The organism is Streptococcus sp. SN-1 (assembly GCF_041154385.1).
Classification (GTDB): domain Bacteria; phylum Bacillota; class Bacilli; order Lactobacillales; family Streptococcaceae; genus Streptococcus; species Streptococcus mitis_CT.
Window position 1 is genome coordinate 1,096,397 of sequence record NZ_AP028929.1, and the last position, 14,498, is coordinate 1,110,894.

Here is a 14,498-nt window from a genome sequence, read left to right on the forward strand (position 1 = left end):
AAAAGGCTAAGAAGCAATCACTTCCTAGCCTTTATCTAATTACATACCTAAGATTGAGCGAGCCGTACGTTGAGAACCAACGAGGGCAATAATCAGTAAGATAGCTTGTACCAAACTACCAAACATAATCGCAAGTGATTGCAAGACTCCTGCACCATTTGAAACAGCTATTTTCCCAGCAGATTCAAATAAAGGAACAAGAGAAACAATCAGAAAAATGAGAACCCCTTGTACCGCATAGACCATAATATTTTTTAAATAGCCAATACCAATGGACTTCCATTCATCGCTTAAAAATGTTGGAATCGTAAGAGGGGCAAATGGAATCATGAGGTAGAGTTGAATAAATCGAATGGATACCAAAAGATTGACCATGGCTGCACTTACTATCCGAACAAGCCAAATGAGGAGGGCGAAAAAGCCCACAATCATACGGCCAATAAATCCTGAACCTTTTAATCCAGAGATTGTATCATACTTTGCCCCACCGTGAGCCACAATCGAAGCAACTTGTTCAATAGCGTGACTCGCAATCCCGATGATAGCTTCTACAATAACGGTCGTGTTGGTAATTACAACTGCGACCATAATATAACTAATCAACATCGGAGCTAATGCCTCAAAGGTCATCGCTCCACCAGAGTTAGCAATTTTCTTTGCCATCTTCGAAAATTCTAAGATGAGAACAACTGATAAAATCGCAACTCCAAGAGGTTGCATGACACTTTTAGTAATACTAGACATATAAGTCCAAACGGTTGGATTGTAGCTAGATAGAGATTTAATCAGATCTACTGTAGATTGTAAATCTACAGTAAATCCTTCAAATAAATTTTCAGCTGATATTTTTTCAGATGCAAGGTAAACAAAGGGTGAGACTAAACTAAGATTCATGTCATTGTTTATCCTCCTAAATTGAAATTTGAGTTACAAAGGCTCCAGCAGCCCCGACCATAACTCCACCGACAATTTCCAGAATAGCATTCCGAACACCTGGTCCACCATCTTTAATGTTGGTTGCAAGATTGACAATCCCCACAACAACGAGAAAGGCACCAACGGCAATCAATCCCTTCTGTAACAAAGACATAGCTTGTGCAAACATGGCACTAGCGTCTACTCCATAGACAAAACCTTTAAAATGCGTAATCATCTATTTCCTCTTTTCTATTTTTATTTTAAACTAGATTCAAAAGTTAAATCACGAATTCTAAGGCCTTCAAGATGATTTTCTTGTCTTTGATTTAAAGGATTGATTTGATAGTTCCACCACCGTTCATCGGTTTCTTGATTGGCTAGGTACTTCCAGTTTGGATGCTTAGTAGAATTGTATTTTTTGCTTTTAAAGACAGGCATATTGGCAATTCGAACCAGGCATTCATGCCGTTTCATATTTCCGACTTCATCAGGTGTCATTAGATCACGAGCAATCTTTTGATGAGAAAGGGATCCTGAACCTGTCTGGCCAAAGGAACGACTAGTATTTCGAACATCAATGGTTTGTTTACCGAGTAAACCACTCATAAATTTAAAGGTATCTTCATCATTACCACCTAAGTAGACTAAGCTATCACAGTTCCCAAGAATGGTTTTCCAAGCTTCTTTTTCTTTATAGAGCCCTTGAAGTTGGGCAATATTTTGTAGAATAGGAACGAGACTCATGTTCCGAGAACGGACTGTTGAGGTTTGTTCAGCAAAATCTGGAATTTCTCCGATATTTGGGAACTCATCTAAGTAAAATCTCACATGAAGAGGCAATTGCCCCTTAAAATCAATATCTGCTTGTCTTGTCAGGGTTTGAAATACGGTTGAAAAAAAGAGGGCTGAAAGAAAGCGAAAGGTACTATCGTTATCTGGGATAACTAAGTAAACCATTGATTTTTCCTTGCCCCATGTCTTCATATCAAGGGTATCTCTTTTGGTCAAATCCATGACACTTTGAATATTGAAGAGGGCAAATTTAGCAGTGGTTACAGCTATAACAGAATCCAGGGTCTTATCCTTATAATTTTGAAAATCTGCCCAATTTCGCATGGTAAAATTTTCAGTCCCATACTTTTTAGCATAATTTTCAAATAAAATTTCTAAGACACTTTTTTCTTGGTTTTCACCCTTGGATAAGTGTTTAATGAGTTTTGAGATTTCAGCAAAACTTGGATAACGCCCTCGTTTTTTTCGCTCTTCCACTTCTTTTTTTTGACGTTTCAACAAGTTTTGGTATTCTTTTTGACTTAAACGACTTTCTTCTATGAGCTGTTCTCTTGTTTTAGGTGGGTTATAGAAATCGACCAAGTAGGAGGCTAAAGCTCGAACCAAAGTCATAGAAGCTTCATCCCAAAATGGATCACTACGAGATCCAGAGCCTTTGGTGTTATTAAAATAAACCGTCAGCATGCGATTCAAATCATTTTCTGTCTCTATATAGCGAAAAGGATTGAAACCATCTGAGTTCTTCATATTGACTAAATCTAGCACCTTTACTTGGTAACCATTTTCTAAAAAGAGTTTACCTGTTTTCTCGGCCAAGTGATCTTTTGGATCCACTACAATATTAGAACTATTCATCTGAATCAGATTGGGTTTCACAAAGCGAAATGTTTTCCCACTTCCTGAACCTCCGATCACCGCAATATTCTTATTTCTATCATATTGGGGTGGTTTTTTATCTAACAAAGTTAGACGAACATCTTGGGCTAAGATTGTATCATGAGAAAATTCCTTACCGTAAAAGAGCTTCTTTTCTTTTAGAGTTCCAAAACGGGCGCTCCCGTATTCTACCCCTTCTCGGTATTGTTTTTTGCCAGTCTCTAAATAGAGATAAACCAGCAACATCATCACAAAGCCTAGTAGAAAAAAAGCACTTGATTTTCCAGTAAAGGAAACATTCCATGGCGACTGAAGAACTTCATCTTGACCTTCCATCAGAAGATGAGTCCATTTATCTAAGCTATTTCCAGTATAGGAATCATACAAAAGCGTCAAACGATGAAAAGATAGCCTAGTAAGATACCTAACAGTGAGAATAGTAGGAATTTCTTTCCACTGTACATCATCTCACCATCTCTTTCTGTTTGACGGCACCTTCTTGTCTAAAGGTAATTTGGGATTTAGCCTCATCAATTGCATCGTCTAATGACTTATCCATGGTAAAATCAGCTAATTTCTCCGGATCATTAACCATTTTTTCTAATAGATGGTCTAAATGATTGTCTAGAATCGAACGGTCTTTCGTATAGAAATGCAGAGAATCCCCTTGCCAAGCAATGGCTAAAGGAATCTCTTCTTTTTCTAAAAATGCTTTAAATTTCTCTATATCAATTGGTTTGTCTAAAAAATCTTTTTTCAGATTAATCGTATCAATCGAATAAGGAGATTGTAGCAATTCTTCTAATTTCTGCACACCTACCTTATAGGCGGAATCCTGTGCTAAAGCCTGACGTCTAGACCATTCTAGAATCTTTAAGAGACTTTTGACAGTAAATAAAAGACTACGCTCCGCATATTGAACTGCCATTCGTTCCTGTTGTTCAGAGGACATCTGATACCTCCTTCTTAACAAATAGCAGCTTTCCTTCTTTATAACGATAAGCTATCAATTTCTGACGTTGCTTAATCGACTTGACAACCTGCAGTAGATCTCTCGAATAAGGTTCTCGAAGAGTAACTTCTACTGCTTTCCCATCAACGATACCAACACGTTTAAATTCAATGTAGTCTTTTTTGAGATGTCCTAAGCCCATACCAAAAGGAAAGTGATGAATCAATTGGATGGTACAACCACCTTTATTTCCCATTTGTTTCAAATCATACAAGTTTACTACCTTCATGATTAACTCCTTTATCTAGTTTGTCGCATCGTTTAAGTCTGGTAACGATAAACTCCGTGTCTGTTAGAAAATTCTCACACACGTCTTGTGCCAGTTGCCCTTCACAGGGAAAAACTCTCAGTCCCTACTTACACAGGCACGCTAATCAAGACGGAGTGGATTCAATTTTCAAAGAACAGGTAGCTTTATTATAGATAAGAGTAGTTGAAATTTTTATCACATCTTTGGAGTTGTTGGAAAAATCAGGTAAGTACTAATTTCTAGCTCCTCTCACAACACCCTACATACCTTCTATGTTTTATGAACAGTAGCTATCATTTACATTTTCAAACTACCATTCTATCAGACTAGAAGTCAAAATAGACGCATCTACTTCGAGAGATACTCATTTAATGGTTCAGCAATTCGCTCTACTTCCGTTACAGAAATTTCATCACTATGACTTCTCATGATTTTTTATTAGTTCACTTTGAGGGACTTGCTCATGAAACCAAACAGCGTAAGTCGTAAAAGAAAAAAGCAGTACAAGATTGAACTGCTTTTACGGATTCAGATAAAATAACTTTAAAATATAGAAGATATCTATTGACTGTAACTATAATTGATTTAAATTTATAACTTCATCTGCTTGATTCCAAATATCGGGATTATGAGTTGCAATGATGATTAGACGATTTTCATTTTTCATATCTAATAATAATTTCATAATTCCTTGTGAAGTCGTAGGATCGAGCGATGCAGTCAACTCATCCGCAAGTATTAATGGTGGATTTTTAAGAATAATTTTCGCTAAAGCAACACGTTGTGCTTCACCGCCAGACAATTCATATATCTTTTGTTCCAGATGAATATGAGTTAGACCAACTCTTGCTAATACATCTTTTTTTAACTTATCTTTTTCTATATAATTACATTTAAGATTTACTAATCCTAAATCTAGATTAGTAGAAATATTTTCATTATCTAACAAACCAAAATTTTGAAAAAGATATCCTGATACTGTCAATAAAAAAGCTTAGAAAGGCTTAAAGCCTTATCCAAGCTGATATTTGTTCATCTAATTAATAATCTAAATAAAGGATCTACTTCACTTTCATAATACGAACTAAATTGGCTCTTTCTGCCTCCTCTAGTTTCAATTCTATATAATGAATAGTTTCCGACAAGTTTGGAATAATCGAGTATTCTAAACCATTTACACGTCTACGTGTTTTTTCTATTTCATCAGCCATTAACTGACACGTTTTTTCAACTTCTGCCAGTCTTAGTAATTTATCAATTAAACTATTCATTGTAGCAAATACATCATCCATTTCACTATTAGAAGATAAATAGCTGTATTCACTGTTCTCATTTTGAGAAGTAATATTCATATGCATTCTAGGAACTGTTACACTCATGATATTTTCTTTCTCAACAAATAATTCAATTTCTTTCGATGGAATTGAAAATAATTCCTCCACCATTTGAGAATTCTTTAATGATTTAGCAACTGCAAAGGATTTTAGATTATCAATTAGATAACTTTCTACTTCTTTCCGAAGTTGATTATTCTCACGAATCAAAGAAATAAATCGCCTCATCAATTCATCTCTTTTATCCTTTAATAACTTATGTCCACGTTCAGCTGTTTTCAAACGTTCCTTTAAGTTATTCAATTCCATACGAGTTGGTTTTACATTCAAACGTACCATCGATAATCACTCCATTTCCGGATTAAACTTCTACCAAAGGTAAGTATTTATCAAGCAAATCATCTTTGATACGTTTTAACTCTGTTCTAGGAAGAATTGATAGTAATTCCCACCCAAGATTCAACGTATCTTCTATATTTCGATTTTTATAAAATCCTTGGTTTATGTACTCTTCTTCAAAACGCTTTGTAAACCTCACATACAATTTATCTACATCAGATAAAGCCGATTCTCCTAATACTACTGCTAACTCTTCAACCTTTTTCCCTTGGGCATAGGCTGCAAACAGTTGATTCATAGTTGGAGCATGATCTCCACGAGTTTTACCTTCTCCAGATCCCTTATCTTTTAATCGAGAGAGAGAAGGTAAAACATTGATTGGTGGACGATAACCTTGATTATACAACTCATGCGACAAAATAATTTGCCCTTCAGTAATGTATCCAGTTAAATCAGGAATTGGATGTGTTATGTCATCTTCTGGCATTGTTAAAATAGGAATCTGTGTCACCGAACCTTTTTTACCAACTAAGCGACCAGCCCTTTCGTATAGAGTTGATAAATTTGTATATAAATATCCCGGATAGCCTCGTCTCCCTGGAACTTCACGGCGAGCTGCCGAGACTTCACGTAACGCTTCACAATAGTTAGTCATATCCGTCATGATAACTAGAACGTGCATATCTTTTTCAAAAGCTAGATACTCTGCCGCAGTTAAAGCAATGCGGGGAGTTGCAATACGTTCAATTGCAGGATCATTTGCCAAGTTCATAAATAAAACCGAACGATCGATTGCTCCTGTTTTTCTGAGTTCTTCCATAAAAAATTCAGCTTCTTCAAAAGTAATACCCATTGCTGCAAATACAACCGCAAAATTTTCATCAGAATTTAAAACAGTCGCTTGTCTTGCTATCTGAGCAGCTAATTCATTATGAGGTAAGCCCGAACCTGAAAATACTGGTAATTTTTGACCACGTACAAGAGTATTCAAATGATCAATAGAGGAGATCCCTGTCTGAATAAATTCATCTGGATAATCTCTAGATACAGGATTAATAGCTTGACCATCAATATCTAAATATTTCTCTGGAATTAAATCTGGTCCACCATCAATTGGTTTTCCCATCCCATTAAAAATACGACCAACCATATCCTCAGATACAGCCAATTCTAATGCATGACCAGCAAAACGAATTTTAGACTTTTCTAAATTTATTCCACTAGATCCTTCAAAAAGCTGAACCATTGCTTTATCTTCGTGGATCTCTAAAACCTGTCCACGACGAATTTCTCCATTATGAAGTTGAATTTCAACTAACTCATTGTAAGACACATTATTAACTTGTTCAACAATCATAAGAGGCCCAACAACTTCACTAGCAGTTCTGTATTCTTTTATAACACTCATTTATAGACCTCCTGTTTCTAATATCAAATGAATTTGATGTGTAATCTCATTTGAAATAATTTTGATTTCATCTAATCTATCTTCTGAAACATATTTACTTCTAGCCATACGGTCTCGAACTGCCACGGTACCTTCCATAATCTCTGTAAAGTAAGAACCCAACTCTAAAGCATGATTTGCCTGATCAGCAAAAGTTAGGATATTACTTAACATTGCTTCTTGTTTTGCAAACGAAGTGAATGTATCTACCGAATCAAAAGCGTTCTGTTGCAAATAATCTTCTCTAATTTGTTTAGCAATTTCCATAGTTAGTCGTTCATTATCAGACAGAGAATCAATTCCAACAAGACGAACAATTTCCTCTAAACTAGATTCCCGTTGTAAGTAGTTCATCGCACGAGTTATTTTACTATTCCAATCTGTCTTCTCTTTACCATCTATATAAGTTCCCACACTGTCTTTATAGAGTGAATAAGATGTGAGCCAGTTAATTGCAGGAAAATGACGTCGCTGTGCCAACGGAGCATCAAGCCCCCAAAAAACTTTCACAATCCGTAAAGTGTTTTGAGTAACTGGTTCTGAAATATCTCCACCGGGTGGCGATACAGCTCCAATAGCAGTAATCGTTCCTTCACGTTCTGGAAGCCCTAGAACCTGAGAACGTCCCGCTCTTTCATAATATTCAGCGATACGACTTCCCAGATAAGCAGGATAACCCTCATCACCAGGCATTTCTTCTAGACGTCCTGACATTTCACGTAGCGCTTCTGCCCAACGTGAAGTCGAATCAGCCATAATGGCGACAGAGTAACCCATATCACGAAAATACTCAGCCATGGTAATTCCTGTATAAATTGAAGCCTCACGAGCAGCAACAGGCATATTTGAAGTATTAGCAATCAGAACTGTCCGTTGCATAATTGATTGTCCGGTATTAGGGTCAATCAACTCAGGAAACTCATTCAGTACATCCGTCATTTCATTTCCACGTTCTCCACAACCAACATAAATAACAATATCAACATTGGCAAATTTAGCTACTTGGTGTTGTACAACTGTCTTTCCTGCTCCAAAAGGTCCAGGAACAGCTGCTGCTCCCCCTTTGGTTACTGGAAAGAATGTATCAATAACTCGTTGGCCTGTGATTAATGGTTCTTCTGGGATTAAACGTTTAGAAACAGGACGCGCCTTGCGGACAGGCCATTTTTGCATAAGCGTTCCTTTATAGAAACTACCGTCCAATTTTTTTATTTCATATACAACTTCATCAATTGTAAAATCGCCAGATGCAATAGAAACGACTACGCCAGATACTCCATAAGGAACCATAATTTTATGATTAACCACCTCGGTCTCCTTGACAGTTCCAAGAATATCACCCGTACTCACTTTTTGACCAATTGCTATAGTAGGATCAAAATGCCACTTAATATCTCTATCCAAACTTGGAACTTCTACTCCACGAACTAGAAAATCATTATGAGTAGCCAATTTAAATCGATCTAATGGGCGTTGTATGCCATCAAACATTTGAGAAATCAATCCAGGCCCTAATTCAACCGAGAGAGGTTCTCCAGTTGTAACAACAGGTTCTCCCGGACCAAGACCAGATGTTTCTTCATAGACTTGGATAGATGCCTGATCTCTTCTCATTTCAATAATTTCACCGATTAACCCTAGCTTACCTACACGGCAAATATCTTGAATATTAGCCTCCTGCATACCTGATGCAATAACTAGAGGTCCCGATACTTTTATAATCTTCCCTTGAGTCAAAGTTATTCTCCTTACTAAGTCCAAAAATTATAGAATAATATTACAGACAATTTTGTACATTATTATAAAATATTGTGTCCTACTGCTTTCTCTACATTATCCTCTATACGTTTTAATCCTAAATTTAAACCTTGTTTATGAGTCGGTAATAAGATAATAGCAGGCACAACTTGGGAATCATAATGGCGAATTGTATCTAATATCATTGAAGCAATGTCTTCAGTGATATATATGACACCATAATCAGATTGAGCTAATTTTCTTAGTGTATTTATAGCTTCTTGTTCTTGATAGGCAGGAAATATATCAAACCCAATCATGCTAAATGGTAAAATAATATCACGGCTACCAATTATGCCAATTTTATACTTATTAGCTTCCATAATGTGGGCGTATCCTTTCTTTTATTGATTCAAAGGGAATTGTATTTTGAAGAGCTGATATGATCATTCTGAGATTCTTTACTTCAAACTCACATCCCAATAAATATCTAGCAAGAACTAACGGCCCATCTACATTGTACCTTCCTTGATCTAAAGTTTTATACAATAGTAAATCACATAAAAATTCTAACTCAGAAGATGAAATCGTTGCGTCCTGCATCTTCAATTCATAAGTTGAAAAGATTGAATCTAAGCTTGGATTTATTTTATTGAACCACACAAATATTTCTTGATTTTCTACAATGTATATAAATTCTTTAGCAGAAATACTTCCTTCATCTGAAAGTAATTGTAAAATATCCCCATGACTCTTATTTTGAGATAAACCACGTTTTACAGTAATAATATTATAAAAGTCAATCATTTCGACAATAACCTGAGACAATACCTCATCTAACTCATTAGATAAAAGTTTCAGATGTTTAAAATATGCTAGATCAGCTCCGACATCAAGTACACGAATATTATTAAAAGTTTCATACTCATTCCAAATTGATTCTACTTCACGAACCATAAAATCAGGAAGTGTATCTGAATGTAAGGAAGAAACTAAATGTTTTAAACTTTCTATATCAAAAATCCCTATTGGAATTAATAATTTAGAAAAATCTTTCTTAATTGCCGCCTTAGATTTTAATAAAACTTTGATATTATGATAAACATATCGTAAAGCAAATAAAGTCACAATTATATCAGACGGACTTTCAGCATAGGCCCATCTATAATCATTGACTAATTTTGTCATTAGCGAAATCTCTGTCTGACTAGGATCTTTTAAGATGTCAATCGATAAATGATAGGGAGTTGATTCTAAGATAAATGCCAATGTCTCCGTATCTTTGGATTGTATAATTTTTTGAAATTTTTCTTCTGTAATAAAATCGTTTTCTTTTACCGAAATCGTCGTATTTATTTTTGAAAAAAGATTAGTATCCATAAAATACCTTTCTAATTTTATTGGAATACTCCTAATTTCTAAGAAGGATTAACCAATTTCATCCTTGATTGATAAAAATTTGATTTGCGATACTTGAACTTTCTTCCTTAGAAATCGATCCAATTAATGTTTTATACAAATAGTTATCATCAATTTTACCTATTGAAATAAGTAAGCCTGATTCATTTGAGATAGGTTGTTCACTAAATAAATAATTTGGAAAAGAGAATTTCAATTTCTCTAATTGTTCCAAATTGAATTTAGCTAAAGTCTGTTCCCCAAAAGTTACTATGACCTCTTGTTGTGAATATTGTTCCAGAATTCGATAGATGAACTCCATTTCTTTATCTGCACTCCAAGATTCCATTTCTAGTAAAGCAGATTGAAAAAGTTCTTTTAATATTTTCTGTTTTGATACTAACGTTGATTGGCGTTCCTTATTTTTTAATTGTTGAAAAATTATTTGATATTTCTGTTGCAATTCTTTTAACTTTCGTTCATGTTCAGCTTCTTTTTTCTTTATAATGAGCGACTTTTGCATTTCAAATTCATCATCAATCTTCTTTTTGGAATCCAATAATTTCATACGCCCTTTTTCATGAGCTTGTTCAATAACAGACTCTCGTAAGTTTTCTAAATTGCTCATTTAGACACCTCCTTTGAATTGCAAATTTATTTCTTATACACGAAGGGTCAAAATGAATGATACGACAAAAGCAAGAATTGCATAGGTTTCTACCATGGCAGCTAAAATTGCTCCCTTCATGAATTCTTTTGGTCTTTTAGCCAAGATTTGCATTCCCGCTACTGCTACATTTCCTTGATGCTTAGCTGAAAAGTATCCTACAATAGCAATTGGAAGGGCTACAAAGAAATAAGCAACGCCTTTTTCTAAAGGAAGTTCTGGAGTTAATTGCAACCAAATTAAAATTCCAATAACAAAACCATATAATCCTTGTGTTCCGGGCAATAATTGCAATATCAAAGCTGAGGCAAACTTTTCAGGCTGTTCTTTCAGTAAAGCTGCGGCAGATTGCCCAGCCTTACCAACTCCATAAGCAGACCCCATACCGCTTAATCCAACCGCCAGTACAATTCCCAATGCAGCGAAAAAAGCTCCTCCATAGGTTGAAAAATAAGTTGCTAAATGTTCCATTATATATATCCTCCATTAATTCTTTGTAATAACCTTAATATATTTCTCAGAAGCCTTCAAAGGTTGAAATGGTTTTCCTCCACCCTCATAAAACTTACCAAAAAATTCAACAAATATCAGACGTGCTCCATGAACATATCCTGATAGTAACGATAGAAAAATATTGATCGCATGTAAAAGAATGAATAATACTAATCCAATTGTCAGTTTAGCCAATATTCCCGGAAACAAACCAACAATTAAATTGAAAGCTGATGCTATACTTGCTCCAGATAATCCTAATGCCATCAATCGAGTGAAACTAACTAAATCACCTATATAAGATGAAATGTTATATAGATTAAACAATCCTGCTCCAATACCTGACAAGCTTTTGGCTTGAATAATAGAAACAATCAAAATCCCCACAGCATTAAAAATAGATACCCATTTCCCTAATACAAATAACGGTCTCATATCAGGCATCAACATTCCAACAGCAATAAATAACAAGCCAAGCAGAATAACACACCACGCAAATCCTGAATTATATGCTTCTGCATATTTCTTCATTCTTACTTTTTGTAGTCCTGAAGCTAACAAACCTGCAAATACTGTAATAAACCCAAACACAACTGACACTACTAATATAGTCATGACATCAGAGGTTGTAGATATCAGATGAAATGGCAACTCATATCCAAAAAATGAGCCATAGATTCCACCCCAAATTGCAACGGCTACCCCTAATATATTAAAGAATTTTAAAAATCTCTTAGTTGCTGAAGGTAGATGAAAAATTTTTAATGCTAACATTGTTCCTAAAAACAATAGTAAACCATAGCCTAAATCAGCAACCATCATTCCAAAAAATGTAAAGTAAAATGGTGCTAATACAGGTGTAGGATCTTTCTCATAATATTTGGGCAGAGCATACATTTCTGTCAATAATTCAAATGGTTCAATTAAAGAATGATTCGTTAATTTGATAGGTATTTCATCTTGATTATCCGTCAATGTTTCCGATTCATAAATATAAATAGAATGTCCAAAACGCTCATCCATAACTTTTATAAAATATAATATACGAGTTTCTTCTATCCATCCTTCTAATGCAACTAGATGCGGAGTGCACAAAAAGTTATTCTTAGAGATTTGACGAGCATAGATAGATAAAATATAGTCTATTTGCCATTGTAAATCTATCAAATATTTCTTTGAATCTTGCAACGATGCGATAATATTCTCTTTTTCAGTTATTAACTGCATGTTTTCTTGATCTAAATCTACTACTCGCTGCTTCGGTAATTCCTTTCTAGAATAATCAAATGGTTCAAATAAGTATTCATCAAAATCTATAGAGTAACTAGACTGATAGAAAACAACAACACCGTACTCTCTATCATTAGAAAATATTTCTTGAACTTCAATATTGTTTTCTAAAAGACTATTGTATAAGCGATTATCTTCAGTCCTTGGAATTGTTCCGACTTTTCCTTTACAGAAAGAAAATTGTTCTAAATTTGCAGGAACAATTTCTAATTTTTCCCACTTTATTAATCGCTCTATTTCCTCATTATTACTTTGAATGTGTCTTTCTAATTCATGAACTCTATTAATTTGATGATTCACTTTTTTAAGAACACCCTCAGCAACATTAGCTTTACCAAATTTCTCTAATTCTTCATAAGAGGTAGTTATCGGAGGTTGCTGCAATAATTTAAACGTGTTTTCTTTCGGTAGGTATTCTTGTAATTTCTCTACAGTTGCTTCTAAATGTTGTTGTTGATTCATCAAATAAGTCAAGGCATCATTTCCCTCAATAACCCCATGATTGGAATTAGAAGTATGAAAAATTTGAATAGTTGGAAATACAACTTCATCTTTTTCTAGAGCTTCTGACCAGTTATCCTGAACCTTTAAATCACGGAACTGCACTGACTCTAGTTCTTGAATAGTTTTTAAAACATCATCAAGACTACTTTTAGAAAATAGTAGAGAAATTCTTTTCATCTGACTAATGGCCATATTTTTCTACCACCCTACCAATAATTTTTTCTACAAATTCTCCTTTCCTACTTGATGAAATATACTGAATATTTTCATCATTTTCCTTGATTGTTTTATTAACCTCATCAATAAGGTTCTGTTGTTTCATTTCTAAATTGCTTTCTATTGAAACTAATTCTTCGTGACTTTTTTCATCATAACTTTTTTCTAGTTTTTCCAATTCTTCTTGGGAAACAGCTTTATAAGTATAAATCTCATTATCATATGATTTTAAAATATCGTTTGCAACATTCTCAATATCTTGCATTGTCGAAAATACAGAGTTAGTCATTGTGACACCTCCTTATCTTTCATACTATTTATTAGAAATTCTATCTAAGAAATTTTTTACAGCTCCTATACGACCAGCTTCATTTCCTAATGTAGCTGCCACAAGATTTTTAGGTAAAAACCTATTATCCATTGCATTTTTAGCTAAAGAACTTTGAATTTCAGGTAACAAAATATCCTTACTATCCAGAATCCCACCTCCTAATATGAGAATTTCTGGATTAAGTAGATAAGAAATCGTTAATAAACCTTTTGTAAGATTTTCTACAAAAATTTCAAAAGTTTCTTCAGCAACTTTATCTCCAGATCTTAAATCAGTGAAGAAAGTACGTCCAGTTTGATTAGTTTTCAAGCTCTTTTTTTGATATAAATGAATCAATGCGGTTGTTGAGGCTTTACTTTGCCAATCCGAATTACCTACAGGAATATAACCTACTTCACCAGCAGTATAGTTAAATCCGTTAACAATTTGTCCGTTGACAATAATACTGCCTCCTATACCTGTTCCAATAGTAACCATTACTACATTTTTCTTATCTTTGGCTTGTCCCTTCCACAATTCACCTAATGCAGCACAATTAACATCATTTTCAACAAAAGTATACAACCCAAAACGTTTTTCTATTTCTACAGTAAAGTTTACTCCGATATACCCTGGTATTGTATAGCCTGCATAGATGATTTCTCCAGTATTAGCATTAACAACTCCAGCAGTGGAAATCCCAACACCATCAATTGAATGATTTAAAGTATACTCACCAATTAAATCACAGACCTGATTTAATATCTGATTCGTTCCCAAATCATAGTCAATAATTGTTTCTATCTCTTTGAAATGATTTAAACTCGTTCCAAACTCATCGTATAAATCTGCCTTAATTGTTGTTCCGCCAATATCGATACCTATAATCTTCATTTCAACACTCCCACATTTTTGA

The 14,498-nt window shown here is 34.5% G+C and carries 14 protein-coding genes and 2 pseudogenes; all 16 read right to left on the reverse strand.

Translation table 11 applies throughout. From position 1 onward, the window contains the following. Nucleotides 1-39: 39 nt before the first annotated feature. Nucleotides 40-894, reverse strand: coding sequence for a conjugal transfer protein TrbL (locus ACAM22_RS04785; protein ID WP_224208676.1), 855 nt, complete (start codon nt 892-894; stop codon nt 40-42). Nucleotides 895-910: 16 nt separating this feature from the next. Then, nucleotides 911-1,153 carry a hypothetical protein gene (locus ACAM22_RS04790; RefSeq protein WP_000627865.1) on the reverse strand — a complete coding sequence of 81 codons (243 nt, stop codon included), beginning with the start codon at nt 1,151-1,153 and terminating at the stop codon, nt 911-913. A 20-nt stretch (nt 1,154-1,173) separates the two neighbouring features. After that, nucleotides 1,174-3,050: pseudogene (locus tag ACAM22_RS04795) on the reverse strand (VirD4-like conjugal transfer protein, CD1115 family). Continuing rightward, complete coding sequence (locus tag ACAM22_RS04800) at nt 3,050-3,538, reverse strand: hypothetical protein (protein ID WP_000093683.1); 489 nt, start codon at nt 3,536-3,538, stop codon at nt 3,050-3,052. Before ACAM22_RS04800 ends, ACAM22_RS04795 begins: the two are co-directional and overlap by 1 nt. Next, nucleotides 3,528-3,827: a hypothetical protein gene (locus ACAM22_RS04805; RefSeq protein ID WP_033685091.1), complete on the reverse strand. Its 300-nt coding sequence runs from the start codon at nt 3,825-3,827 to the stop codon at nt 3,528-3,530. The genes ACAM22_RS04800 and ACAM22_RS04805 overlap by 11 nt, the downstream gene beginning before the upstream one ends. A gap of 595 nt (nt 3,828-4,422) precedes the next feature. Then, nucleotides 4,423-4,821, reverse strand: a pseudogene (locus tag ACAM22_RS04810) (ATP-binding cassette domain-containing protein); the annotation flags it as partial. A gap of 88 nt (nt 4,822-4,909) precedes the next feature. After that, a complete protein-coding gene (locus ACAM22_RS04815) occupies nt 4,910-5,521 on the reverse strand; it encodes a V-type ATP synthase subunit D (protein ID WP_000251932.1) in 612 nt (203 codons plus the stop codon). A 22-nt stretch (nt 5,522-5,543) separates the two neighbouring features. After that, entirely contained in the window at nt 5,544-6,929 is a 1,386-nt protein-coding gene (locus ACAM22_RS04820; RefSeq protein WP_000111248.1) for a V-type ATP synthase subunit B, read from the reverse strand. Further along, on the reverse strand, nt 6,930-8,705 hold the full coding sequence (locus ACAM22_RS04825; RefSeq protein ID WP_261232703.1) for a V-type ATP synthase subunit A: 1,776 nt from the start codon (nt 8,703-8,705) through the stop codon (nt 6,930-6,932). Between the two features lie 62 nt (nt 8,706-8,767). Next, complete coding sequence (locus ACAM22_RS04830; protein WP_000387941.1) at nt 8,768-9,088, reverse strand: V-type ATP synthase subunit F; 321 nt, start codon at nt 9,086-9,088, stop codon at nt 8,768-8,770. After that, complete coding sequence (locus ACAM22_RS04835) at nt 9,078-10,085, reverse strand: V-type ATPase subunit (RefSeq protein WP_101776870.1); 1,008 nt, start codon at nt 10,083-10,085, stop codon at nt 9,078-9,080. Before ACAM22_RS04835 ends, ACAM22_RS04830 begins: the two co-directional genes overlap by 11 nt. Before the next feature lie 58 nt (nt 10,086-10,143). Then, nucleotides 10,144-10,731, reverse strand: a complete 588-nt coding sequence (locus tag ACAM22_RS04840) for a hypothetical protein (protein ID WP_101776869.1) — start codon at nt 10,729-10,731, stop codon at nt 10,144-10,146. Nucleotides 10,732-10,764: 33 nt separating this feature from the next. Next, the gene (locus tag ACAM22_RS04845; protein ID WP_000400484.1) at nt 10,765-11,241 is read right to left on the reverse strand and encodes a V-type ATP synthase subunit K; all 477 of its coding nucleotides are present in this window, start codon (nt 11,239-11,241) and stop codon (nt 10,765-10,767) included. Nucleotides 11,242-11,256: 15 nt separating this feature from the next. Next, a complete protein-coding gene (locus ACAM22_RS04850; RefSeq protein WP_369606426.1) occupies nt 11,257-13,248 on the reverse strand; it encodes a V-type ATP synthase subunit I in 1,992 nt (663 codons plus the stop codon). Then, nucleotides 13,238-13,561 carry a hypothetical protein gene (locus ACAM22_RS04855; RefSeq protein WP_261232711.1) on the reverse strand — a complete coding sequence of 108 codons (324 nt, stop codon included), beginning with the start codon at nt 13,559-13,561 and terminating at the stop codon, nt 13,238-13,240. Before ACAM22_RS04855 ends, ACAM22_RS04850 begins: the two co-directional genes overlap by 11 nt. A 24-nt stretch (nt 13,562-13,585) precedes the next feature. Next, complete coding sequence (locus ACAM22_RS04860; protein ID WP_369606427.1) at nt 13,586-14,476, reverse strand: ROK family protein; 891 nt, start codon at nt 14,474-14,476, stop codon at nt 13,586-13,588. Between the last annotated feature and the right edge of the window lie 22 nt (nt 14,477-14,498).